22 protein-coding genes and 1 pseudogene are annotated in these 23,450 nt (G+C 67.3%); 21 read left to right on the forward strand and 2 right to left on the reverse strand.

The window, feature by feature from the left end; genetic code table 11:
• The first annotated feature begins 22 nt into the window (after positions 1–22).
• The 13 genes from CEX87_RS02640 (at position 23) to CEX87_RS02700 (ending at position 14,119) form a co-directional block, all read left to right on the forward strand.
• A complete protein-coding gene (locus tag CEX87_RS02640) occupies positions 23–1,405 on the forward strand; it encodes a glutamate decarboxylase (RefSeq protein WP_064394297.1) in 1,383 nt (460 codons plus the stop codon).
• A 51-nt stretch (positions 1,406–1,456) separates the two neighbouring features.
• On the forward strand, positions 1,457–2,623 hold the full coding sequence (gene alr, locus CEX87_RS02645; protein WP_094285880.1) for an alanine racemase: 1,167 nt from the start codon (positions 1,457–1,459) through the stop codon (positions 2,621–2,623).
• Positions 2,623–3,744, forward strand: coding sequence for an alpha/beta fold hydrolase (locus CEX87_RS02650; RefSeq protein ID WP_064394295.1), 1,122 nt, complete (start codon positions 2,623–2,625; stop codon positions 3,742–3,744). Before alr ends, CEX87_RS02650 begins: the two co-directional genes overlap by 1 nt.
• The gene (gene tsaE / locus CEX87_RS02655) at positions 3,737–4,204 is read left to right on the forward strand and encodes a tRNA (adenosine(37)-N6)-threonylcarbamoyltransferase complex ATPase subunit type 1 TsaE (protein ID WP_064394294.1); all 468 of its coding nucleotides are present in this window, start codon (positions 3,737–3,739) and stop codon (positions 4,202–4,204) included. The genes CEX87_RS02650 and tsaE overlap by 8 nt, the downstream gene beginning before the upstream one ends.
• Complete coding sequence (gene tsaB, locus CEX87_RS02660) at positions 4,183–4,818, forward strand: tRNA (adenosine(37)-N6)-threonylcarbamoyltransferase complex dimerization subunit type 1 TsaB (protein WP_198957140.1); 636 nt, start codon at positions 4,183–4,185, stop codon at positions 4,816–4,818. The genes tsaE and tsaB overlap by 22 nt, the downstream gene beginning before the upstream one ends.
• Positions 4,815–5,267: a ribosomal protein S18-alanine N-acetyltransferase gene (gene rimI, locus CEX87_RS02665; protein ID WP_066810495.1), complete on the forward strand. Its 453-nt coding sequence runs from the start codon at positions 4,815–4,817 to the stop codon at positions 5,265–5,267. The genes tsaB and rimI overlap by 4 nt, the downstream gene beginning before the upstream one ends.
• Complete coding sequence (gene tsaD / locus CEX87_RS02670) at positions 5,264–6,289, forward strand: tRNA (adenosine(37)-N6)-threonylcarbamoyltransferase complex transferase subunit TsaD (protein ID WP_094285884.1); 1,026 nt, start codon at positions 5,264–5,266, stop codon at positions 6,287–6,289. Before rimI ends, tsaD begins: the two co-directional genes overlap by 4 nt.
• Positions 6,290–6,470: 181 nt before the next feature.
• A complete protein-coding gene (groES, locus tag CEX87_RS02675; RefSeq protein ID WP_046754122.1) occupies positions 6,471–6,773 on the forward strand; it encodes a co-chaperone GroES in 303 nt (100 codons plus the stop codon).
• A gap of 93 nt (positions 6,774–6,866) precedes the next feature.
• Entirely contained in the window at positions 6,867–8,492 is a 1,626-nt protein-coding gene (gene groL / locus CEX87_RS02680; protein ID WP_064394290.1) for a chaperonin GroEL, read from the forward strand.
• Positions 8,493–8,544: 52 nt separating this feature from the next.
• A complete protein-coding gene (locus CEX87_RS02685; RefSeq protein ID WP_066810493.1) occupies positions 8,545–10,065 on the forward strand; it encodes an adenylate/guanylate cyclase domain-containing protein in 1,521 nt (506 codons plus the stop codon).
• A gap of 209 nt (positions 10,066–10,274) precedes the next feature.
• The gene (locus CEX87_RS02690) at positions 10,275–11,672 is read left to right on the forward strand and encodes a sugar porter family MFS transporter (RefSeq protein ID WP_064394327.1); all 1,398 of its coding nucleotides are present in this window, start codon (positions 10,275–10,277) and stop codon (positions 11,670–11,672) included.
• Positions 11,669–12,811, forward strand: coding sequence for an N-acetylglucosamine-6-phosphate deacetylase (gene nagA, locus CEX87_RS02695; RefSeq protein ID WP_064419456.1), 1,143 nt, complete (start codon positions 11,669–11,671; stop codon positions 12,809–12,811). The genes CEX87_RS02690 and nagA overlap by 4 nt, the downstream gene beginning before the upstream one ends.
• Positions 12,812–13,063: 252 nt before the next feature.
• Positions 13,064–14,119 carry a 3-deoxy-7-phosphoheptulonate synthase gene (locus CEX87_RS02700; RefSeq protein ID WP_066810488.1) on the forward strand — a complete coding sequence of 352 codons (1,056 nt, stop codon included), beginning with the start codon at positions 13,064–13,066 and terminating at the stop codon, positions 14,117–14,119.
• A gap of 13 nt (positions 14,120–14,132) precedes the next feature.
• Here the strand turns inward: CEX87_RS02700 and CEX87_RS02705 are convergent, their stop codons facing one another.
• The gene (locus CEX87_RS02705; protein WP_066810486.1) at positions 14,133–14,423 is read right to left on the reverse strand and encodes a WhiB family transcriptional regulator; all 291 of its coding nucleotides are present in this window, start codon (positions 14,421–14,423) and stop codon (positions 14,133–14,135) included.
• Between the two features lie 369 nt (positions 14,424–14,792).
• Between CEX87_RS02705 and CEX87_RS02710 the strand changes: the two genes are divergently transcribed.
• The 3 genes from CEX87_RS02710 (at position 14,793) to CEX87_RS02720 (ending at position 17,386) form a co-directional block, all read left to right on the forward strand.
• Positions 14,793–15,575 carry a hypothetical protein gene (locus tag CEX87_RS02710; RefSeq protein WP_094285886.1) on the forward strand — a complete coding sequence of 261 codons (783 nt, stop codon included), beginning with the start codon at positions 14,793–14,795 and terminating at the stop codon, positions 15,573–15,575.
• A gap of 88 nt (positions 15,576–15,663) precedes the next feature.
• The gene (locus tag CEX87_RS02715; protein ID WP_064394284.1) at positions 15,664–16,242 is read left to right on the forward strand and encodes a sigma-70 family RNA polymerase sigma factor; all 579 of its coding nucleotides are present in this window, start codon (positions 15,664–15,666) and stop codon (positions 16,240–16,242) included.
• Entirely contained in the window at positions 16,235–17,386 is a 1,152-nt protein-coding gene (locus tag CEX87_RS02720; protein ID WP_064394283.1) for an anti-sigma-D factor RsdA, read from the forward strand. The genes CEX87_RS02715 and CEX87_RS02720 overlap by 8 nt, the downstream gene beginning before the upstream one ends.
• Here CEX87_RS02720 and CEX87_RS02725 read toward each other — a convergent pair whose 3' ends face one another.
• On the reverse strand, positions 17,387–17,791 hold the full coding sequence (locus CEX87_RS02725) for a DUF5319 domain-containing protein (RefSeq protein WP_064345682.1): 405 nt from the start codon (positions 17,789–17,791) through the stop codon (positions 17,387–17,389).
• 177 nt (positions 17,792–17,968) lie between these two features.
• On the opposite strand from CEX87_RS02725, the gene guaB reads away from it, so the two are divergent.
• The 5 genes and pseudogenes from guaB to phoU all read left to right on the forward strand — a co-directional run bounded on the left by guaB (position 17,969) and on the right by phoU (position 23,446).
• A complete protein-coding gene (guaB, locus tag CEX87_RS02730) occupies positions 17,969–19,522 on the forward strand; it encodes an IMP dehydrogenase (protein ID WP_064394282.1) in 1,554 nt (517 codons plus the stop codon).
• 56 nt (positions 19,523–19,578) lie between these two features.
• Positions 19,579–20,706: a GuaB3 family IMP dehydrogenase-related protein gene (locus CEX87_RS02735; RefSeq protein ID WP_174522725.1), complete on the forward strand. Its 1,128-nt coding sequence runs from the start codon at positions 19,579–19,581 to the stop codon at positions 20,704–20,706.
• Positions 20,707–20,730: 24 nt separating this feature from the next.
• Positions 20,731–20,937: a zinc-ribbon domain-containing protein gene (locus CEX87_RS02740; protein ID WP_064394280.1), complete on the forward strand. Its 207-nt coding sequence runs from the start codon at positions 20,731–20,733 to the stop codon at positions 20,935–20,937.
• A gap of 42 nt (positions 20,938–20,979) precedes the next feature.
• Complete coding sequence (locus CEX87_RS02745; RefSeq protein ID WP_094285888.1) at positions 20,980–22,716, forward strand: GMC oxidoreductase; 1,737 nt, start codon at positions 20,980–20,982, stop codon at positions 22,714–22,716.
• Between the two features lie 71 nt (positions 22,717–22,787).
• Positions 22,788–23,446, forward strand: a pseudogene (phoU, locus tag CEX87_RS02750) (phosphate signaling complex protein PhoU).
• Positions 23,447–23,450: the final 4 nt, after the last annotated feature.

Below are 23,450 nucleotides of genomic sequence, written 5' to 3' on the forward strand. Positions count from 1 at the left end.
GCCTGTTACGAGAGGAAACCTCATGTCGCCCAGCCGCAGTCACGCACCGCAGGTTGCCCCCGCCTACACCGGACGGCTGGCGATGGCGCCGGTGCCGTCGCTGCGGTTGCCCGACGATGCGATGGATCCCGATGCCGCGTACCGGTTCATCCACGACGAACTGATGCTCGACGGCAGTTCCCGGCTGAACCTGGCCACGTTCGTCACGACGTGGATGGACCCGCAGGCCGAACGGCTGATGGCCGAGACGTTCGACAAGAACATGATCGACAAAGACGAGTACCCGGCGACCGCCGCGATCGAGCAGCGGTGCGTATGCATGGTGGCCGATCTGTTCCACGCCGAAGACCTGCGCGACGACGACCCGTCGAGCGCGATCGGTGTCTCGACCATCGGTTCCAGCGAGGCGGTGATGCTGGCCGGACTCGCGATGAAGTGGCGGTGGCGCGACCGCGTCGGCGACAAGTGGAAAGGTCGCACACCGAACCTGGTGATGGGCGCGAATGTTCAGGTGGTCTGGGAGAAGTTCTGCCGCTACTTCGACGTCGAGGCGCGATACCTGCCGATGGCCGAGGACCGCTACGTCATCACACCCGAACAGGTGCTCGACAACATCGACGAGGACACCATCGGTGTGGTGGCGATCCTCGGCACCACCTACACCGGGGAGTTGGAACCCATCGGTGAGATCTGCGCCGCGCTCGACAAACTCGCCACGGACGGCGGCCTGGACATCCCCGTTCACGTCGATGCGGCAAGCGGCGGCTTCGTGGTGCCGTTCCTGCATCCGGACCTGGAATGGGACTTCCGGCTTCCGCGTGTGGTGTCGATCAACGTCAGCGGCCACAAGTACGGCCTGACCTATCCCGGGATCGGCTTCGTGGTGTGGCGCAGTGCGGAGTACCTGCCCGAGGGCCTCGTTTTCCACGTGAACTATCTCGGCGGCGACATGCCGACGTTCACGCTGAACTTCTCCCGGCCCGGCAACCAAGTCGTCGGGCAGTACTACAACTTCCTGCGGCTCGGCCGTGGGGGCTACTCACAAGTGATGCAGTCGCTTTCGCAGACCGCGCGGTGGCTTGGTGACCAACTGCGCGAAAGCGAACACTTCGAGGTCGTCGCGGACGGATCGGCGATCCCGGTGGTGAGTTTCAAGCTCGCCGGCGACTTCGGTTACACGGAGTTCGACATCTCCCAGGGCCTGCGCGCGTTCGGCTGGCAGGTACCGGCCTACACGATGCCGGAGGGCGCCACCGATGTCACGATGCTGCGCATCGTGGTGCGGGAGGGGTTCTCGGCGGACCTGGCCCGAGCGCTGCACGACGACATGGTCACCGTGCTCTCCCACCTCGACGAGCTCAAACCGCGCGGCCACTTCAACCAGTTCCAGCCGTTCGCCCACTGACCGTCGGGCCTCCGCCCGTCGTCTGGGACAATCGGCCGTGGTGAAACGACGATGCACACGACCGAGCTGACGACGCCGACCGCGACCGCGGCCCCCCAGGCGGTGGTCGACCTCGACGCGATCGCCCACAATGTGCGACTGCTGCGCGACCTCGCGGGCACCGCGCAGGTGATGGTCGTCGTCAAGGCCGACGGATACGGACACGGCGCCACCCAGGTGAGCCGGGTCGCGCTCGCCGCGGGCGCCACCGAACTCGGGGTGGCGACCGTCGCCGAGGCGTTGGCGCTGCGCGGGGACGGCATCACCGCTCCGGTGCTGGCCTGGCTGCATCCGCCGGGCACCGACTTCGCGCCCGCGCTGGCCGCCGACGTGCAGATCGCGGTGTCGTCGGTGCGCCAACTCGACGACCTGCTCGACGCCGTCGCACAGACCGGGCGCAGTGCCTCGGTGACCGTCAAGGTCGACACCGGGCTGAGCCGCAACGGCGTCGGTCGCGACGACTATCCGGCGATGATCGCGGCGGTCGAGCGGGCGCAGGCCGCCGGAGCGGTCAGCGTACGGGGGCTGATGTCGCACCTCGTGCACGGTGACCGGCCCGACGATCCGCTCAACGGCATACAGGCGCAGCGGCTCACCGAGATGCGGACCTACGCGGCCGAACAGGGTGTGCAGTTCGAGATCACCCACCTGAGCAACAGCCCGGCCGCGATGACACGGCCAGACCTGGGCATGGACCTGGTGCGCGTCGGTATCGCGGTGTACGGCCAGACCCCGATACCCGAGCGCGGCAACATGGGCCTGCGTCCGGCGATGACCCTGAAATGCCCTGTGACACTGGTCCGCTCGCTGCGCGCGGGCGACGGCGTATCCTATGGGCACACCTGGGTCGCCGACCGCGACACCACCGTGGCGCTGTTGCCCGTCGGGTACGCCGACGGGGTGTTCCGCCCGCTGAGCAACCGCATCGACGTGATGATCAACGGCAGGCGGTGCCGCAACGTCGGCCGGATTTGCATGGACCAGTTCGTCGTGGACCTCGGACCGGAAGGCAGGGCGGCAGAAGGTGACGACGCGATCCTGTTCGGGCCTGGCATCCACGGTGAACCGACGGCCCAGGAGTGGGCCGACCTGCTCGGAACCATCAACTACGAGGTCGTGACGAGCCCGCGTGGCCGGTTCGTGCGGACCTACACCGGATCGACGGACAAGACACCTTGATGGACAACGGGATTCCGATTTCACGCCGCGGCCGCAACGCGAACGGGCGCTGGCTCGCGGGTGCAGCCGGCCTGACCGCGGTCGGCAGCGCGGCGGGGATGTCGGCCGCGCGCTCGCTGCGGCGTCGACTCGACACCGTGGACCACTACAAGGACGAGGATTTCGAACTCCTCGACGCCGACCGCAGCTCCGTCGTCACCACACCCGACGGCGTGTCGCTGGCGGTCCGCGAGGTCGGCCCGCAAGACGCGCCGCTGACCGTGGTGTTCGCGCACGGATTCTGTCTGCGCATGGGTGCCTTCTACTTTCAGCGCGTCCGGCTGACTGAGCAGTGGGGACCTCAAGTCCGGATGGTGTTCTACGACCAGCGCGGACACGGTCAGTCCGACGAGGCGCCGCCGGAGACCTATACGGTGACCCAGCTCGGACAGGATCTCGAGGCCGTGCTGGCGGTCGTGGTCCCGCGGGGCCCTGTGGTGCTGGTCGGACACTCGATGGGCGGAATGACCGTACTGTCGCATGCGCGACAGTACCCGCACCACTATCCGAAGCGGATCGTCGGCGCCGCGATCATCGCGTCTGCCGCCGAAGGGGTTTCGCGCTCGCCGCTCGGTGAGATCCTGAAGAACCCGGCACTGGAGGCGGCCCGATTCGCGGTCCGGTACGCGCCCAAGATGGTGCACCGAACCCGCGGCGCCGCGAAGTCGGTGATCGCGCCGATCCTGCGCGCCGCGTCCTACGGCGACGAGAAGATCAGCCCGAGCGTCGTGGCGTTCTCGGAACGGATGATGCACGACACCCCGATCGCGACGCTCGTCGAATTCCTGCACGCGCTCGAGGTGCACAACGAGATCGACGGCCTGACCACGCTGGCCAAGGTGCCGACCCTGATCGCGTGTGGTGACCGCGACCTGCTGACGCCGATGGAGTACTCGCAGGCCATGGCCGCGGTTCTGCCGAAGGCGCAAGTGGTGATCGTCGGCGGCGCTGGACATCTCGTCCAACTCGAACAACCCGAGGCGATCAACGAGGCACTGGTCCGACTCGTCGAACGCGCGACACCGTCCAAGCTCGTCGCGTTGACGAGGCGGGTGCGCGAGAAGGTCCGCCATAATGGGTGAACGCAGCTCGGGCACGGCCGAACTGTCGACCGCAGAGGACACCGTCGCGCTCGGCGCCGAACTCGGTAGACAACTGCACGCGGGCGACGTCGTCGTCCTCTCCGGACCGCTCGGCGCGGGAAAGACGGTGCTGGCCAAGGGTATTGCTCAGGCGATGGAGGTGGAGGGTCCGGTGATCTCGCCGACCTTCGTGCTGGCACGCGTACACCGGGCGCGCCGATCGGGTGCGCCGGCCATGATCCACGTCGACATGTATCGCCTCCTCGACCACCCGTCGGTCGACCTGCTCGCCGAACTCGACTCGCTGGACCTGGACACCGATCTCGACGACGCCGTCGTGGTCGTCGAATGGGGTGAGGGGCTGGCCGAACGGCTCTCCGACAGCCACCTCGACGTGCGGCTCGAGCGTGCCCGCGACACCGAGGTCCGCACCGCGGTGTGGGAGTGGAGCAAGGCGTGAACGTACTGGCCATCGACACCGCGACACCCGCGGTGACGGCGGGCGTGGTCCGTCTCGACGGAGTGCAGGTGCTCGCCGAGCGGGTGACGGTAGACGCTCGGGCGCACGCCGAGCAGCTCACCCCGAATGCAGTGGCCGCGCTGGCCGACGCGGGGCTCGGTGTCGACGAATTGGACGCGGTGGTCGTCGGGTGCGGCCCGGGACCGTTCACCGGCCTGCGCGTCGGGATGGCGACCGCCGCCGCCTACGGGCACGCGCTTGGCATCCCGGTCCACGGCGTCTGCAGCCTGGATGCGATCGGTGTGGACACCGTCGGCGACGTGCTTGTGGTGACGGACGCGCGCCGTCGAGAGGTCTACTGGGCGCGATACCGCGACGGGGCGCGTACCGACGGACCCGCCGTCTGCGCAGCCGCGGACGTGCCACCAGGCGCCACGGCGGTTGCCGGGTCACCCGAGCACGCGGCGCTGTTCGACCTGCCGCGTCAGGCTCCGGTGTATCCGACCGCGTCGGGGTTGGTGCGCGTAGTGGCGGACTGGAACGCCGAACCGGCGCCGCTCGTCCCGCTGTATTTACGCCGGCCCGACGCCAAACCGTCGGTGGCCAAGCGATGAGCATCGAGTACGGGCCGTTGAAGCCGTCGGATGCGGCCAGATGCGCCGAGCTGGAGGCCCAGCTGTTCGACGGCGACGATCCGTGGCCCGAGCGGGCCTTCCTTTCCGAACTCGCCGCCAAGCACATCCGCTACGTCGCCGCACGCGATCAGGACAAGCTCGTCGGATACGCCGGTATCGCCCGCCTCGGCCGAAAGAAGCCCTACGAGTACGAGATCCATACCATCGGCGTAGACCCCGCCTACCGGGGCCAGGGGATCGGCAGGCGCATGCTGGCCGAGTTGCTCGACCACGCCTCGGGCGGGTGCGTGTTTCTCGAGGTTCGCACCGACAACGAAGCGGCGATCAAGATGTACGAGAGTTTCGGCTTCACCAATGTGGGGCTGCGCAAACGCTATTACCGGGCCAGCGGCGCCGACGCCTATACGATGCGGCGAGACGCGACATGACGATCATCCTGGCCATCGAGAGCTCCTGCGACGAAACCGGCGTCGGCATCGCCGAATTGGGCGCCGACGGTTCGGTGCGGCTGCTGGCCGACGAGGTCGCGTCCAGCGTCGACGAACACGCCCGGTTCGGCGGCGTCGTTCCTGAGATCGCATCCCGGGCACACCTGGAGGCGCTGGGACCGACGATGCGCCGCGCGCTGCAGGCGGCCGACGTGACCAGACCCGACGTCGTCGCCGCGACGATCGGGCCGGGCCTGGCGGGTGCCCTGCTGGTGGGAGTGGCTGCGGCCAAGGCATATTCGGTGGCCTGGCAGGTCCCGTTCTACGCCGTCAACCACCTGGGCGGGCATCTGGCCGCCGACGTCTACGACCACGGCCCGCTGCCGGAGAGCATCGGCCTGCTGGTCTCGGGCGGGCACACCAACCTGCTGCACGTGCGATCACTCGGCGAGCCGATCGTCGAACTCGGCAGCACCGTTGACGACGCGGCGGGGGAGGCCTACGACAAGGTGGCGCGCCTGCTGGGCCTGGGCTATCCCGGCGGCAAAGTGCTCGACGAACTGGCCCGCGAGGGCGACCGGGCCGCGATCGTGTTCCCGAGGGGCATGACCGGCCCGCGCGACGATCCGTACGCGTTCAGCTTCTCGGGGCTCAAGACCGCAGTTGCCCGCTACGTCGAGAGTCACCCGGAAGCGTCGACGGCGGATGTCGCGGCCGGCTTCCAGGAGGCGGTCGCCGACGTGCTGACGCTCAAGGCGGTGCGGGCATGCACGACCCTGGGGGTCGACACACTGCTCATCGCCGGCGGCGTGGCGGCGAACTCGCGGCTGCGCGAGCTGGCCGAGGAGCGATGCGCCGCCAACGGGCTGACGCTGCGCATTCCGCGACCACGCCTGTGCACCGATAACGGCGCGATGATCGCCTCGTTCGCGGCGCACCTGATCGCTGCCGGGGCCCGGCCGTCCCAGCTGGACGCGGCCAGCGATCCGGGTCTGCCCGTCGTGCAGGCACAAGTGGCCTGATCTTGTCGATACCCGGCCTTGAGTGCTAGCACTCTCGTGTATAGAGTGCTAGGTGGCACGCGACCAATCCCTGCGCCGGCACCCGCGACGACGGTGCGTGGGCACGGACGCATGCCGAACACCTGGTAACTGAGAGATCCGGATACCCGGATCGACACCCGAACTAGTGGAGGGCTCCATCGTGGCGAGCGTGAACATCAAGCCACTCGAGGACAAGATCCTCGTTCAGGCCAACGAGGCCGAGACCACGACCGCATCCGGTCTGGTCATTCCCGACACCGCCAAGGAAAAGCCGCAGGAAGGCACCGTCGTCGCAGTTGGCCCCGGCCGCTGGGACGAGGACGGCGAGAAGCGCATCCCGCTGGACGTCTCCGAGGGCGACACCGTCATCTACAGCAAGTACGGCGGCACCGAGATCAAGTACAACGGCGAGGAGTACCTGATCCTCTCGGCACGCGACGTGCTGGCCGTCGTCAACAAGTAAGCACCCGTGTTCCGCCCCGGGAATCCCCGTCTCACGGGTGATTTCCGGGGCGGCATGCGTCTATAGCGAATTGCGACTCAAAGAAAGACACCTATGAGTAAGCAGATTGAGTTCAACGAAACTGCGCGCCGCGCAATGGAAGCCGGCGTGGACAAGCTGGCCGACGCGGTGCGGGTGACCCTTGGGCCGCGCGGCAGGAACGTGGTGTTGGCCAAGTCGTGGGGCGGGCCGACCATCACCAACGACGGTGTGACGATCGCCCGTGAGATCGACCTGGAGGACCCGTTCGAAAACCTCGGGGCCCAGCTGCTCAAGTCGGTCGCCACCAAGACCAACGACGTCACCGGCGACGGCACCACCACCGCGACTGTGCTGGCGCAGGCCCTGGTCAAGGGCGGGCTGCGCAACGTCGCCGCCGGCGCCAACCCGATCGCGCTCGGCGCGGGCATCGCCAAGGCCGCCGACGCCGTGTCGGAGGCCTTGCTGGCCGCGGCGACGCCGGTCTCGGAGAAGAACGCCATCGCCCAGGTCGCGACGGTCTCGTCTCGTGACGAGACGGTTGGCGAGCTGGTCGGTGAGGCGATGACGAAGGTCGGCGCCGACGGCGTCGTGTCCGTCGAGGAATCCTCCACGCTGGAGACCTACCTGGAGATGACCGACGGCGTCGGCTTCGACAAGGGCTACCTTTCGGCGTACTTCGTCACCGACTTCGACGCCCAGGAGGCGGTGCTCGAGGACGCGCTGGTGCTGTTGCACCGGGAGAAGATCAGCTCGCTGCCCGACCTGCTTCCGCTGCTGGAGAAGGTCGCCGAGGCGGGTAAGCCGCTGCTGATCGTCGCCGAAGACGTTGAGGGTGAGCCGCTCTCGACGCTGGTGGTCAATGCCATCCGCAAGACCTTGAAGGCCGTTGCGGTCAAGGCGCCGTTCTTCGGCGACCGCCGCAAGGCGTTCCTCGACGACCTCGCCATCGTCACCGGCGGCCAGGTCGTCAACCCGGACGTCGGCCTGGTACTGCGCGAGGTGGGTCTCGAGGTGCTGGGCACCGCTCGGCGCGTCGTGGTGGACAAGGACAGCACCACGATCGTCGAAGGTGGCGGCACCAAGGAGGCCATCGAGGCGCGAAAAGCGCAGCTGCGCTCCGAGATCGAGGCCTCCGATTCCGACTGGGATCGCGAGAAGCTCGAGGAGCGGCTGGCCAAGCTGGCCGGCGGCGTTGCCGTCATCCAGGTGGGTGCGGCGACCGAGACCGACCTGAAGAAGCGTAAGGAAGCCGTCGAGGATGCGGTCGCGGCGGCCAAGGCCGCTGTCGAAGAGGGTGTCATCGCCGGTGGCGGTGCGGCGCTGCTCCAGACGCGCGGCGCGCTGGAGAAGCTGCGTGACAGCCTGTCCGGCGACGAGCGTCTCGGTGTCGAGTTGTTCGCGCGCGCCCTCGGTTCCCCGCTGTACTGGATCGCCACCAATGCCGGGCTGGACGGCGCGGTCGTGGTAAACAAGGTCGCGGATCTGCCTGCGGGACAAGGCTTCAACGCCGCGACACTCACCTTCGGTGATCTGGCGGCCGACGGCGTCGTCGACCCGGTCAAGGTCACGCGTTCGGCGGTGCTCAACGCTGCCTCGGTGGCCCGCATGGTGCTGACGACCGAGACCGCGGTGGTCGACAAGCCCGAGGAGCCGGAGGACGACGGCCACGGCCACGGCCACGGTCACCACCATCACTGAGCAGTAATACGAAACACCCCCGGTCACCAGGCCGGGGGTGTTTTGTTTTGCCATGGACCGCATTTTTCAGTGGGCATGGGATCGGTACGGGCCGCGGTATTGGTGGGCCTTCTTGACGATCAGCTTCACGGTGTTGCTGCCGACCAACCTCGTTTTATCGTTCTGCATCGTTTCGTTGGAAGGCAGCGATAAACACGTCGAGGCGGCAATCGTGACGGTGATGGCGGTGCTGGCACTCGTATACGTATGGGTACTTCCCGGGGTTGGACATATTCGGCTCATGGAACGGTGGGCAGCTGGCAAAACAACCGAGCGCGCAGAGGTTTTGCGAGCCACCTACACCTGGGGCCGAGAAGCAGTCGCCCGTGCAGTAGTTAGCGGTGCGCTTATAGTCGCCCTCCTCGCGGCTTTTGTCGGTGTGATCGCGGGGGCTGACGGGTCGAGGCTCGTCCAGTATTCGATTCTGGGGGCCACAATCGGTATCGCGATCGCACTGATTGGGGTGCACAGTTTCGCTGAAGCTGCGATGAGACCGGCAAGACTTCACCTCGCCGGCGCAAGCGAGATTGGGGATGCCCTGCCGAGGACCCGTCCGAGTTTCGCCGCGTGGTCGAGCATCTCGATGATTGCTGCTATGTTCGCGTTCACCGTGGGCGGTGCGTTGGTGTCAGCCGCTGTCGATCACGTTCAGGAGGCGCCGGTTCTCGCCTTCCTCATCGCGGGTGCATTCACGCTCTTGTCTGCAGCGCCCGCCACTGTCGGCGCTGTCTTTGTCCCCTCCCTCCGTCCCATTCGTGACCTCGCCGAGGGAACAAAACGTGTTGCCGCCGGTGACTACGGCCAGCGCCTTCCCGTGGTACAGGACGATGATCTCGGTGCATTGGCGGCGTCGTTCAATCGGATGCAGGCGGGTTTGGCCGAGCGGCAACGACTTCAGTCTGCTTTCGGTACCTACGTCGATCCGTCGCTGGCGGCGCGGTTGCTCGAGCAGGGTGACGATGTGTTCACCGGTGAGCGGCGCGAGGTGACGGTGATGTTCGTCGACATCCGCGACTTCACACCATTCGCTGAGGCGAGTCCCGCAGAGGACATCGTCGCCCGACTCAATGCGCTGTTCGAGATCGTGGTACCCGCGGTGGTCGACGCCGGTGGGCACGTGAACAAGTTCCTTGGCGACGGCGCACTGGCAGTGTTCGGCGCTCCGAACGATCTCGCGAATCATGCTGACGCCGCGGTGACCGCGGCTGTGTTGATTCACCGTCTGGTCACCGACCGATTCGCGGGCGATCTGCGCATCGGTATCGGGATCAATACCGGAGTGGTGATCGCCGGGACCATTGGCGGGGGCAGCAAACTGGAGTTCACCCTGATCGGCGACACTGTCAACGTCGCGGCCCGCGTCGAACAGCTCACGAAGACCACCGGCGATCCGATACTTCTCACCAGCCAGACCGTCGACGGCCTAGATCGTCGACCTTTTGGGCTCCTCGACCGCGGCGCACACGCGTTGAAAGGGAAGTCCGCCAGGACGCAGGTATTCGGGCTCGACTCAACCATGAATCGTCTCGGTTGAGGTGGCTCACATCTAGCACCGGTAGAGACATGTTTCAAGTCGTCGAGCGTGCGGCCACTGCGACAAATTCGTTGATTCTTCGCAACCAATGCATGCTCGACGTTGGGTCGGGCGTCGAAGGGAAAGGCGGCGCGCCTGCCGTTGCCGGTCCAGCCGTTTCCTTAGAATTTTTCTCCACCGGCGAGAGGATCAACGTGGGCAACACTGCTATCCGGCGATCCCCGCGACTGGGACTGCTGGTAGCCATCGCGGCGGCCAGTGTCGGTGTCATCTACGGCTACGACCTTTCCAACATCGCCGGTGCGCTTCTGTTCATCACCGACGAGTTCGGCTTGACCACTCGGCAGCAGGAATTGGTAACCACGGCGATAGTCATCGGCCAGATCGCCGGGGCGGTCGGCGGCGGGATGCTCGCCAACGCGATCGGGCGCAAGAAGTCGATGGTGCTCGTCGCCGTCGCGTACGCGGCCTTCGCGCTTCTCAGCGCGTTGTCGGTGTCGGTGCCCATGCTGCTGCTGTCGCGTTTTCTGCTTGGCCTCACCATCGGTGTGTCGGTGGTGGTCGTGCCGGTGTTCGTCGCCGAGTCAGCACCGGCGAAGGTCCGCGGTTCGCTGTTGGTCGCCTACCAGGTGGCCACGGTCGTCGGCATCATCATCGGTTACCTGGTCGCGTACTTCCTGGCCAGCTCGGGCAGTTGGCGGTGGATGCTCGGCCTGGCCGCGATACCGGCAGTGCTCGTGACGTTGCTACTGCTGTGGATGCCGGACACTGCGCGGTGGTACATGCTCAAGGGCCGGGTCGAGGAGGCCCGGCAAACCTTGCGCCGGGTCGAGCCGAGCGCCGACGTCGAGGCCGAACTCGCCGAAATCAGGCGCGCGCTCAAGGAGGAAACCGGCGGCGCGGTGCGCGAGATGCTCCGGCGGCCCTACCTTCGCGCCACGGTTTTCGTCGTGGTGCTCGGTTTCTTCATCCAGATCACCGGCATCAACGCGATCGTCTACTACAGCCCGAGACTGTTCGAGGCCATGGGCTTCGAAGGGTACTTCGCGCTGCTGATACTTCCAGCGCTGATCCAGGTCGCCGCCCTAGTAGCGGTGTTCGTCTCGCTCATGCTGGTCGACCGGGTAGGTCGACGACCGATACTGCTGGGCGGCATCGCGATGATGGTCGCCGCTAACGCCATGCTGATCGGCGTTTTTGTTGCGGGCACGGAGTTCGGTGGTGCGCTCACCGCGGTCGGGTTCCTCGGCGTGCTGTTGTTCACGATCGGGTTCACCTTCGGCTTCGGCGCGTTGGTCTGGGTATACGCCGGTGAAAGCTTTCCTACCCGGCTCCGGTCGACGGGTTCGAGTGCGATGCTCACCTCCGATTTAGTGGCCAATGCCATCATCGCCGCCTTCTTCCTGACGATGCTCAATTCGCTGGGTGGTGGCGGAACGTTTGCGCTGTTCGGCGTTTTCGCGCTGGCAGCCCTCGTGTTCGTCTATCGATTCGCGCCGGAAACCAAGGGGCGCCCGCTCGAGGAGATCCGGCATTTCTGGGAGAACGGCGGGCGCTGGCCCGATGAAGCCGGCGAGGCGCCCGAGGATGCCGGCATGTTGAAGTGACGCTCATCGCCGCGGGGACCATGGTCTTGGAAGACCGGGTCTGCAAACCGGGTTGGTTGGCTACAGCAGCCGGTCGAATCATCGATTGCGCACCGGGCCCGGCGCCTCGACCGCCCGACCACGACTTCCCGGATCACGTCGTGGTGCCCGGGTTCGTCGACATGCACGTGCACGGCGGCGGCGGTGCGTCCTACACCGACGGCGTCAGCTCAGAGATCGAACAGGCCGCCGAGTTCCACCTGCGCCACGGCACCACCACGACGGTGGCCAGCCTGGTTACCGCCTCACCCGACGACCTTCTGCGCCAAGTGCGGGTGCTCACCGAGGTGACTCGACAGAAAACCGTCGCGGGCGTGCACCTGGAAGGCCCCTGGCTCAGCGCGGTGCGATGCGGTGCCCACGACTCGACTCTGATGCGCAACCCCGACCCCGCCGAGATCGATGCTCTGCTTGACGCCGCAGACGGCACTATCCGGATGGTCACGCTGGCGCCGGAACTGCCGGGCAGTTTGGACGCCATTACCCGCATCGCGGACGCCGGTGTGGTCGTCGCCGTCGGCCATACAGACGCCAGTTACGACGACGCCAAGCGTGCGATCCAATCGGGCGCGACCGTCGGCACCCATGTGTTCAACGCGATGCGGCCGCTTCACCATCGCGACCCGGGGCCGGCGTTGGCGCTGTTAGAAGACCCGCGAATCACTCTCGAGCTCATCGCCGACGGCGTACATCTCCATCCCGCGCTCGTGCGGCAGATCATCGAGGCGGCCGGGCCTCGACGGGTCGCGTTGATCACCGACGCGATGGCGGCGGCCGGACTGCCGGACGGCTCGTTTCGGATCGGCGCAGTCGAGGTGGAGGTCACCGAGCGCGTCGCCCGCGTGCGCGGGAGGCCGACCATCGCCGGCAGCACGGCGACCATGGATCAGCTTTTCCGGACCGTGGTCGGCCAACTCGGCGGCTCCGACGAGGCGCTGGCCAACGCGGTGCGGATGACGGCGACCACCCCCGCCAGTGCGTTGAAGCTCGACCATGTCGGCAGCCTACGCGCCGGCAGAGACGCCAATTGTGTTGTGCTGGACAACAATCTAGGTGTTCATACAGTGATGCGCGACGGTTCGTGGCTGCCCCGCCGCTAACAACGCGCGGATTCGAGCAGCATCGAATTTGGCCCACCTTCGCCCTCCGTATATCCTGGTCGGCGTGAACATCGTGACGCGCGCCGGCTATTGGCGCTTTATCGAGGCTCCGGGCGGAGCCGATAGAGCGCAGCGCTAAGCGACGCATCCACCCGGAGCCCAGGCAGTGACCACCAGGTCGCTGCCTTTCGTCATTCAAGGGCCCTGGGCTTTCACCGGGCGCCCACAATCTCTCCAGAAAGGCACCCGAACATGAATCTGGCGCAGACCGCCACCCCGCCCGCCACCTCGGACCGGCGGGTCCGCGGTTTCAGCGAGATCCCCAGCCCGCACGAGGTGCTCACCGAGTTCCCGTTGGGAGCCCGGCGCGCCGAGCGGGTGGTGCGCGACCGGGAGGAGATCGCCGACATCCTCGCTGGCCGCGACGACCGGCTGCTCGTCGTCGTGGGCCCGTGCTCGGTGCACGACCCGTCGGCGGCACTCGACTACGCCAGCCGGCTGGCCAAGGTGGCCGACAAGCTCAGCGACCGCCTCAAGGTCGTGATGCGGGTGTACTTCGAGAAGCCGCGCACCACGATCGGCTGGAAGGGCCTGATCAACGATCCCGGCATGGACGGCACCTTCGACGTCGCCCGCGGTCTGCGCATCGCCCGTCACCTGCTGCTCGACATCGTCGACATCGGCCTGCCGGTCGGGTGTGAGTTCCTCGAGCCGACCAGTCCGCAGTACATCGCCGACGCCGTCGCGTGGGGTGCGATCGGCGCCAGGACCACCGAATCCCAGGTGCACCGACAACTGGCATCCGGGTTGTCGATGCCCGTCGGCTTCAAGAACGGCACCGACGGCAACATCCAGGTCGCCGTCGACGGGGTCAAGGCCGCCGCCGCACCGCACGTCTTCTTCGGCATGGACGATCTCGGGCGCGGTGCGTTGGTCAATACGGCGGGCAACGAGGACTGCCACGTCATCCTGCGGGGCGGCACCAATGGGCCGAACTGCGACGCCGAAGCCATCCGGACGACCGCGGCCAAGCTGACCGCGGCCGGGTTGCCCGGCCGCGTCGTAATCGACTGCAGCCACGCCAATTCCGGAAAAGATCACGTCCGCCAGGCCCAAGTCGCCGCGGACGTCGCGCAGCTGGTGCGCGGCGGCTTACCGGTCAGCGGGGTGATGCTCGAGAGTTTCCTCGTCGCCGGTGCACAGGCCCCCGAAGCCCGTCCCCTGACCTACGGGCAGTCGGTGACCGACAAGTGCATGGACTGGGCGACAACCGATTCGGTGCTCCACACGCTTGCTGACCGCGGGTAGGCGCCCGCACCCGTCAAGAGGCGCGCCGGATACCGCGCTTCAGCAACAGTTCGCGCTCCGACTCGGACAACCCGCCCCAGATGCCGTAGGGCTCACCGACGGCGAGGGCGTGTGCGCGGCACTGAGCGATCACCGGGCACTTACGGCACATCTCTTTGGCGCGCATCTCGCGTTGCGTGCGGGCGCGGCCGCGCTCCCCGTCGGGATGAAAGAACATGGAGGAATCTTCGCCTCGACAGAGCCCGGCCATCTGCCAGTCCCAAATGTCAGCATTGGGTCCGGGCAGTTGCTGCGGTTGTGGCATTGGAAACCCCTCTCTGCACATCCATTTCGGAAACGAACGGATGAGTGAGTTCAAAACCGATTCGAGCTCAAGTCGCCGATGACCACTCGTGGAGACAAAGTATGGGCGCTCACGAAATCTCGTCAATAGCTTGCACATGTGCTTATTGACATAAGCGCAGGCCGAGAATTTACGTCACGTTCATCATTGCGACGCACAGACAACGAGAACGGTGCTAAACGGACCGATCGCGGTGGACCGCGGGACCCATTTTTCCAGTTCGCCTCAATTACCCGTTCGCGGGCAAACTCCGCCCGCTTACACGGAAGTAACATCGCGAGTACCAATTGTTAACCAGCGCGTCGCCGCAATTGATACGGTCGCGACTCGATGTCCGCAGAGACCGTTCTGGCCGCAGCTGCATTCGGCGACGATCCCGGCCGCTGGCCGTTGCCCGCCGGCGCCACCGCGCGCGAGCTGTGGCTGCGCGCCGTCGCGGCGGGCGGACAGGGCCGCTATGCCAGCGCGCGTGTCGAACTGGCCAAGCTCTTCTTGGCCGCAGGACCCGAACGATCATTGGCTCACAGCACTGAGGCGTCGTTCCTGCGTCAGCTCGGCTGGCACGCTCGGGCGCGGCGATGGGATGGTCGGGCGATGGCGCTTGCCGGATCGGATACCGAGGCGGCTGCCGATGCCTTGATCGGTCTGGCCGCCGACGCGCTGGGAGTCGGCCGGTTCGAGGCGTCGGCGCGCGCGCTGGCCCGTTCCGCCGACCTGATGTCTGATCCGGCGCCGCCGAGACTGCGGGTTCGGCTGGGGTGGGTGTCGGCCGAATTGGCCATGGCGCAGGGCCGCGGCCGGGCGGCCGTGGGTCACGCCGAACGCGCCGTCGACGACGCCGCTGCCTTCGGCTCGGTGCGCCACGAGGTGAAGTCCTCGGTCGTGCTCGCCGCCGCTTGGTGCAGCGCGGGTGACCTGGCCGCCGCCCGGTCGGTGGCCGACGCGGCGCTCGACGAAACGCAGCGCTTCGGAATGGTTCCGCTGCAATGGGCGTTGGCCTGCTTGCTGGCCGACATCGGCAGCGGCGCGCATCCGGCACTCGACATGGTGGCGATCCGCGACCGGTGTGCCGATACAGTGCGTCGGCGGGGCGGCGTGTGGTCGGTGCGGTAACCGGGTCCACACGGAAGTGAAAGTTATTGTTTAGCTGACCGGCCTACCGGATCCGGTCCTGTTCGTAACGTTGGAGAGATCGCCCACGATGACATTTTCGGGAGAACGTCTCGATGCTGTCGTTGCTGAGGCCGTGGCAGGGAACCGAGACGCGCTCCGGGAGGTACTGGAGACCATTCGTCCGATCGTCGTTCGGTACTGCCGGGCGAGGGTAGGGGCGACAGAGCGCAGTGGCCTCTCAGCCGACGACGTTGCGCAGGAGGTTTGCTTGGCCGCCATCACGGCGCTGCCGCGTTACAAGGATCAGGGACGACCGTTCCTGGCCTTCGTGTACGGCATTGCCGCCCACAAGGTTGCTGACGCGCATCGCGCAGCAGCCAGGAATCGATCCGACCCGACCGATGTCGTGCCGGAGCGATACTCGCTGGACGCCGGACCCGAGCAGATGGCGCTCGATGCCGAGGCGTCGGCACGCATGAAGAAGCTCCTGGCGGTGCTTCCCGAGAAGCAGCGCGAGATCTTGATCCTGCGCATCGTCGTCGGGATGAGCGCCGAGGAGACCGCAGAGGCGGTCGGCAGCACGCCGGGCGCGGTCCGCGTCGCCCAGCACCGTGCGCTGGCGCGACTGAAGTCCGAGATCGTCGCGACGGGGCGTGACTATGCCTGACTTCGGACGCTGGACTTCCAACGGGGGAGATCCCTCGCTCAACGAGATCAACCGCACCGATCGGTTCCTCGATGCGCTGGCCACCGCGCAGCCGGTGTACTCGACCGATCCCAGTGAAGCGGAACTGGCTCAGCTGCTGGAGGGCTGGCGCGACGAGGTCCGCAACGCACCTCTGACCGCGACGGTCACACCGCGCGACGCGGTGCTGGCGCTCGACCGGGCCGCGGCAACGCGACGGCGTACGCGGACGTCGCTGGCGGTCGTCGGGTCGGCCGCGGCGGCGGTGTTGTGCATCGGCGGCTTCGGCGCGGTGGTCGCAGGCTCCGGACCGGGTGACTCGCTGTACGGCCTGCGCACCATGCTCTTCGGCGAGCAACAGGACACCCGCGACGACGCAGTCGTCCTGGCCGCGCAGACGCAGATGGCCGAGGTGCAGCAGCTGATCGACGACGGTCAGTGGCAAGCCGCCCAGGACAAGCTCGAGACGTTGACCACGACCGTGGCGACGGTGAACGACACCGTGCGCAAAGAAGAGTTGGTCACGCAGTGGCAGGAGCTGACGGTCAAGGTCGAGGCCCAGGACCCCGCGGCGACCCTGCCGCCGAATGCGCCGCCGCCGACCTTCCCCGAGGTCGTGGTGATTCCGAGCGACGGCGCGACCTCGTCGGAGACGACTGTGCCGCCGGGCACCTCTGAGCCGACCAGCACCTCCGAGACGTCCGCGCCGACCAGCCCGACCACTCCCTCGGCGTCCGCGCCGACGACACCGTCGACGTCGCCATCCGGGAGGCCCTCGCCATCCCCGTCGCCTTCGACGACGGCTGCGCCGGGCGCACCGTTACCCACGTCGGTGCCCGGCACTCCGCCGCCGACAGTGAGTGCCACGCCGCAGCCGACGTCGGCTCCGAACTCGCCGACGGCGCTGCCGACACCGACGGCGCAGCCGACCCCGTCGGCCACGCCACGGCCGACGCCGACGGCGGATACACCGCTGCCGACTCCGAGCACTTCCGTGGTCGAGCAGCAGGAGGATGAGGTACCGACGGCCGCGCCGACGTCACAGCAATCGACTGTGCAGGCGCCCGCGCCGAGAACGGCCGCTACGACGGTGACCGTCCCGGATGCGGTCGAGGAACCGAGCTAGTCAGCGATAGCCGTCGGATTCCGACGTCGCCTCGTTGAGCGAGGCATCGGCGTAGCCGCGGCAGTAATCCCACGTCACATAGGCGTCGGGTTCGGGATCGTAGGCGGGCTCGTGCGGGCGCACCGTGCCGTCGACCAGCAGTTGCAGCAGGTTGGCGCGCAGCATGTCCCAGTCGTGATAGTGGTCCTGCTGGCATTCGTCGCAGCACACGACCAGTCCGCGGATGCCCCTGTGCGCCAGAAGCGCCTCGTATACCGCCAGATCGGCGAGATCAGCCTCGACCGCGGTCCGCTCCTGCGGGTCCAGCGGCTGGCCCGGCTCGAGCGCGTCGAGGGCGGCCGAAGGGTCGCACGGGTCGTCGGCGAACGGGTCCGGTGGCAAACCCGGTGGCAGGTGGTCACGCACGAGTCCACACTACGCAGCGGGGCGGGGATAACGCTAGCCGTCACGCCGACGTCGTCGACGTATCAATAGTTATGTGCGTCGTGGCACGTGAGACCGGGATGCCGGCCGCTAGCCGATAGGATGGTTTCTTAGCTCGACGACAGTGTTCGGCTGCGTTTGTATCTGGAGGCCCCCACCATGTCGATCGCCGAAAGCAGCATCCCCATCGCGGTGCCGGTGCCTACCGGTGGGGATGACCCGACGAAAGTCGCCATGCTCGGCCTGACCTTCGACGACGTGCTTTTGCTGCCCGCCGCCTCCGATGTGGTGCCCGCGACCGCCGACACTTCGAGCCAGTTGACGAGAAAGATCCGGCTCAAGGTGCCGTTGGTGAGCTCCGCGATGGACACCGTCACCGAGTCGCGCATGGCGATCGCGATGGCCCGCGCCGGCGGGATGGGCGTGCTGCACCGCAACCTCCCGGTGGCCGAGCAGGCCGGCCAGGTCGAGACGGTCAAACGGTCCGAGGCGGGGATGGTCACCGACCCGGTCACCTGCTCGCCGGACAACACGCTGGCCGAGGTCGACGCGATGTGCGCGCGATTCCGGATCTCCGGGTTGCCCGTCGTCGACGACACCGGCGAGCTGGTCGGCATCATCACCAACCGCGACATGCGCTTCGAGGTGGACCAGTCCAAGCCGGTCTCCGAGGTGATGACCAAGGCCCCGCTCATCACCGCCCGGGAGGGCGTCTCCGCCGAGGCGGCGCTAGGACTGTTGCGGCGCAACAAGATCGAGAAGCTTCCGATCGTCGACGGGCACGGCAAGCTGACCGGGTTGATCACCGTCAAGGACTTCGTCAAGACCGAACAGTTCCCACTGTCGACCAAGGACAAGGACGGCAGGCTGCTCGTCGGGGCCGCGGTCGGTGTCGGAGACGACGCCTGGACGCGGGCGATGACGCTGGTGGACGCGGGCGTCGACGTGCTGGTGGTCGACACCGCGCACGCGCACAACCGCGGCGTGCTGGACATGGTCAGCCGGGTCAAGGCCGCCGTGGGAGACCGGGTCGAGGTGATCGGCGGCAACGTCGCGACGCGTGCGGCAGCGGCTGCGCTGGTGCAGGCCGGCGCCGACGCCGTGAAGGTCGGGGTCGGGCCGGGGTCGATCTGCACCACCCGCGTGGTCGCCGGTGTGGGAGCACCGCAGATCACCGCGATCTTAGAATCTGTAGCGGCCTGTCGTCCGTATGGTGTGCCGGTCATCGCCGACGGCGGACTGCAGTACTCCGGCGACATCGCCAAGGCCCTGGCCGCGGGTGCGTCGACCGCGATGCTGGGCTCGCTGCTCGCGGGCACCGCCGAGTCGCCCGGTGAGCTGATCTTCGTCAACGGCAAGCAGTTCAAGAGCTATCGCGGCATGGGCTCGCTCGGCGCCATGCAGGGCCGCGGTGCGGCCGGGGCGTTGCGCGGGTCCTACTCCAAGGACCGCTACTTCCAGGACGACGTGCTCAGCGAGGACAAGCTCGTGCCCGAGGGCATCGAGGGCCGGGTGCCGTTCCGCGGTCCGCTGGCGACGGTGATCCACCAGCTCACCGGCGGGCTGCGCGCGGCGATGGGGTACACCGGATCGGCGACCATCGAACAGTTGCAGCAGGCCCAGTTCGTGCAGATCACCGCGGCGGGGCTCAAGGAGAGCCACCCACACGACATCACGATGACGGTCGAGGCGCCGAACTACTACACCCGCTGACGAGCGCTTGCGCGAGGAACAGAACGTACTGACAGGAGAAACTGGCCATGCGAGACATGGTTGAGCTCGGCATGGGCAGAACCGCCCGCCGCACCTACGAACTCGACGACGTCAACATCGTGCCGTCGCGGCGCACCCGGTCGTCGCAGGACGTGTCGACGGCCTGGCAACTGGACGCCTACCGATTCGAGATCCCGGTGGTGGCCCACCCCACCGATGCGCTGGTGTCGCCGGAGTTCGCGATCGAGATCGGTCGGCTCGGCGGGCTCGGCGTGCTCAACGGCGAAGGCCTGATCGGCAGGCACGCCGACGTCGAAGCCAAGATCGCGCAGGTGATCGAGGCGGCGGAGAAGGAACCGGAGCCCTCGGCCGCGATCCGACTGCTGCAGCAGTTCCACGCCGCCCCGCTGGACCCGGATCTGCTCGGCGCGTCCGTGGCGCGCATCCGCGAGGCCGGCGTGACCACCGCGGTGCGCGTCAGCCCGCAGAACGCCCGCGCGCTGACGCCGACACTGCTCGCCGCGGGAATCGACCTGTTGGTCATTCAGGGCACGATCATCTCCGCCGAGCGGGTTGCCTCCAACGGGGAACCGCTGAACCTCAAGACCTTCATCTCCGAACTCGACGTGCCGGTCGTCGCGGGCGGCGTCCTCGACCACCGCACCGCGCTGCATCTGATGCGCACCGGTGCGGCCGGCGTCATCGTCGGCTACGGCTCGACCAGCGGCGTGACCACCAGCGACGAGGTGCTCGGGATCAGCGTCCCGATGGCCACCGCGATCGCCGACGCCGCCGCCGCGCGCCGCGAGTACCTCGACGAGACCGGCGGACGCTACGTCCACGTCCTGGCCGACGGCGACATGCACACCTCCGGCGATCTGGCGAAAGCCATCGCGTGCGGTGCGGACGCGGTGGTGCTCGGAACTCCGCTGGCGACCTCGGCCGAAGCGCTGGGCGCAGGCTGGTACTGGCCGGCCGCCGCCGCGCATCCGTCGCTGCCACGGGGTGCGTTCCTGCAAGTCGCAATGGGCGAGCGCCCGTCGTTGGAACAGGTCCTCACCGGTCCCTCCGACGATCCGTTCGGCTCGTTGAACCTGGTCGGAGGGCTGCGGCGCTCCATGGCCAAGGCCGGTTACTGCGACCTCAAGGAATTCCAGAAGGTCGGCCTGACCGTCGGGAGCTGAGTTTTCGCGCCTACCCTGGACGAGGTGTTCTTCTTCCTCTTCAGCTACGGCACCAAACAGAAGCATCTCGGTGCCGGGGAGGTTAGGACCTGCCCCCGCTGCCACAACACCACGCAGTGGTCGCGGGTTCGCGAGTTCAAGCAGTTCTCGCTGTTCTTCATTCCGGTGGCGCGTTGGAACCGTCGTCAGTTCGAGGTGTGCGGCATCTGCGGCACCGCCGTCGCGGTCTGACCGACGTGGAAAGTTACCCCTCGGTAACGCCATACTGGACGCATGGAACCTGACTACGACGTCCTGGTTATCGGTTCGGGGTTCGGCGGCAGCGTCACGGCGCTGCGGCTCACCGAAAAGGGGTACCGCGTCGGTGTGCTCGAGGCCGGCAGGCGCTTTGCCGACGAGGACTTCGCCAGGACCTCGTGGAACCTGCGCAAGTTCCTGTGGGCGCCGCAATTGGGCATGTACGGCATCCAGCGGATTCACCTGCTGCGCAACGTGATGATCCTGGCCGGCGCGGGTGTCGGGGGCGGCTCGCTGAACTACGCCAACACGCTCTACGTACCGCCGGACCCGTTTTTCAACGACCCGCAGTGGAAGGACATCACCGACTGGCGCGCGGAGCTCATGCCGCACTACGACCAGGCCCAGCGCATGCTCGGCGTCGTCACCAACCCGACGTTCACCGACGCCGACCGCGTGGTCAAGCAGGTCGCCGAGGAGATGGGTGTGGGCGACTCGTTCGTGCCGACGCCCGTTGGCGTCTTCTTCGGCCCGGACGGCACCAAAGCGCCCGGCGAGACCGTGCCCGACCCGTACTTCGGCGGCGCCGGACCGGCGCGCAGGGGATGTATCGAGGTCGGCGAATGTATGACCGGCTGCCGCCATAACGCCAAGAACACGCTGGTCAAGAACTATCTGTATCTGGCAGAGAAGTTCGGCACGACGATCCACCCGATGACCACCGTCACCGGCTTCGAGCAGCGCCCGGACGGGCTGTGGAACGTGCACACCGTCCGGACCGGTCGCTGGGTTCGCAAACAGAAGCGGACCTTCACCGCGTCGCACGTCGTGCTGGCGGCCGGCACCTGGGGCACGCAGCGGTTGCTGTTCAAGATGCGCGACAAGGGCAAGTTGCCGAACCTGTCCGACAAGCTGGGTGTGCTGACCCGCACCAACTCCGAATCCATCGTCGGCGCCGGACGATTCGAGGTGTCCGACGACCTCAACCTGACGCACGGCGTGGCGATCACCTCGTCGTTCCATCCCACCTCCGACACCCACATCGAGCCGGTGCGCTACGGCAAGGGCTCCAACGCCATGGGCCTGCTGCAGACGCTGATGACCGACGGCGACGGCCCCGAGGGCACCGACACGCCGCGGTGGAAACAGCTGTTCATCAACGCGCGCAAGGATCCTCGCGGCACGGTGCGGTTGCTCAACGTCCGGCGGTGGAGCGAACGCACGTTGATCGCACTGGTCATGCAGCACCTCGACAATTCGATCACCACGTTCACCAAGCGCAACAGGCTGGGCATCAGGCGCTATCTGAGCAAACAGGGCCACGGGGCGCCCAACCCGACGTGGATTCCGGTCGGGAATCGGGTCACCCGCCGGATCGCCGAGAAGATCGACGGCGTCGCGGGCGGCACCTGGGGCGAGTTGTTCAACATCCCCCTCACCGCGCACTTCCTCGGCGGCGCCGCCATCGGCGACGACGCGCAGCACGGCGTCATCGATCCGTATCACAGGGTGTACGGCTACCCGACCCTTTCGGTGCACGATGGTGCGTCGATCTCGGCGAATCTCGGTGTCAATCCGTCACTTTCGATCACCGCCCAGGCCGAGCGCGCGGCGTCGCTGTGGCCGAACAAGGGTGAGCCCGACCTGCGGCCGGAACAGGGACAGCCGTACCGCCGGTTGGCGCCCGTCGCGCCGCAGAACCCGGTCGTTCCGGCCCACGCACCCGCTGCGCTGCGCTGGTTGCCGATCCAACCCGTCACCTCGGCTGGTTGAGAATCGGCCGATTCGGGTAACTAACCCCCGCTTATCGCGACCGCACATCCTGCGAGTGAGGGGAGTCGCCGATGCGGACCGCTTATCAAGAGCAATGACCGCACTGAGCGCCGATCTCGGCAAGATGTGCGGGCTGGCGGTCAGTGCGCTCGAGCGGGCGACGGAAGCACTGCTCGGCGCGGATCTCTCGCTCGCGGAGCAGGTCATCGCCGACCACGAGCACATCATCGAGCTCAACTGGCAAGCCGAGGAGGCGGCGCTGCGGATCCTCGCGCTGCAACAACCTGTCGCCAGTGACCTACGCAGGGTGGTCGGCTCCATCCACATCGCCGCGGACATCGACCGGATGGGCGCGCTGGCGGCCCACGTGGCCGGCATCTCGCGGCTTCGGCACCCGGATTGCGCGCTACCTGCCGACGGGCGCGCGAGCTTTGCCGAGATGGGTGCGCGCGCGGTGCAACTGGCGAAGACGGCACAGGAGGTGCTGCTGTCGCGCGATCCCGACAAGGCAGCGCGGTTGCGCGACGAGGATGACGCCGTCGACGCCGAGCACCGGCACCTGTTCACGCTGTTGATCGACCACAAGTGGCAGGACGGGGTGTGCTCGGCCGTCGATGTGGCGCTGCTGGGGCGCTACTACGAGCGGTTCGCCGACCACGCCGTCGAGATCGGCAAGCGCGTGGTGTTCGAGGCGACCGGCGGTCTGCCCGGTCACAAGCAGATCGGTTAGCAGG

Source organism: Mycobacterium lehmannii, assembly GCF_002245535.1.
Lineage (GTDB): Bacteria > Actinomycetota > Actinomycetes > Mycobacteriales > Mycobacteriaceae > Mycobacterium > Mycobacterium lehmannii.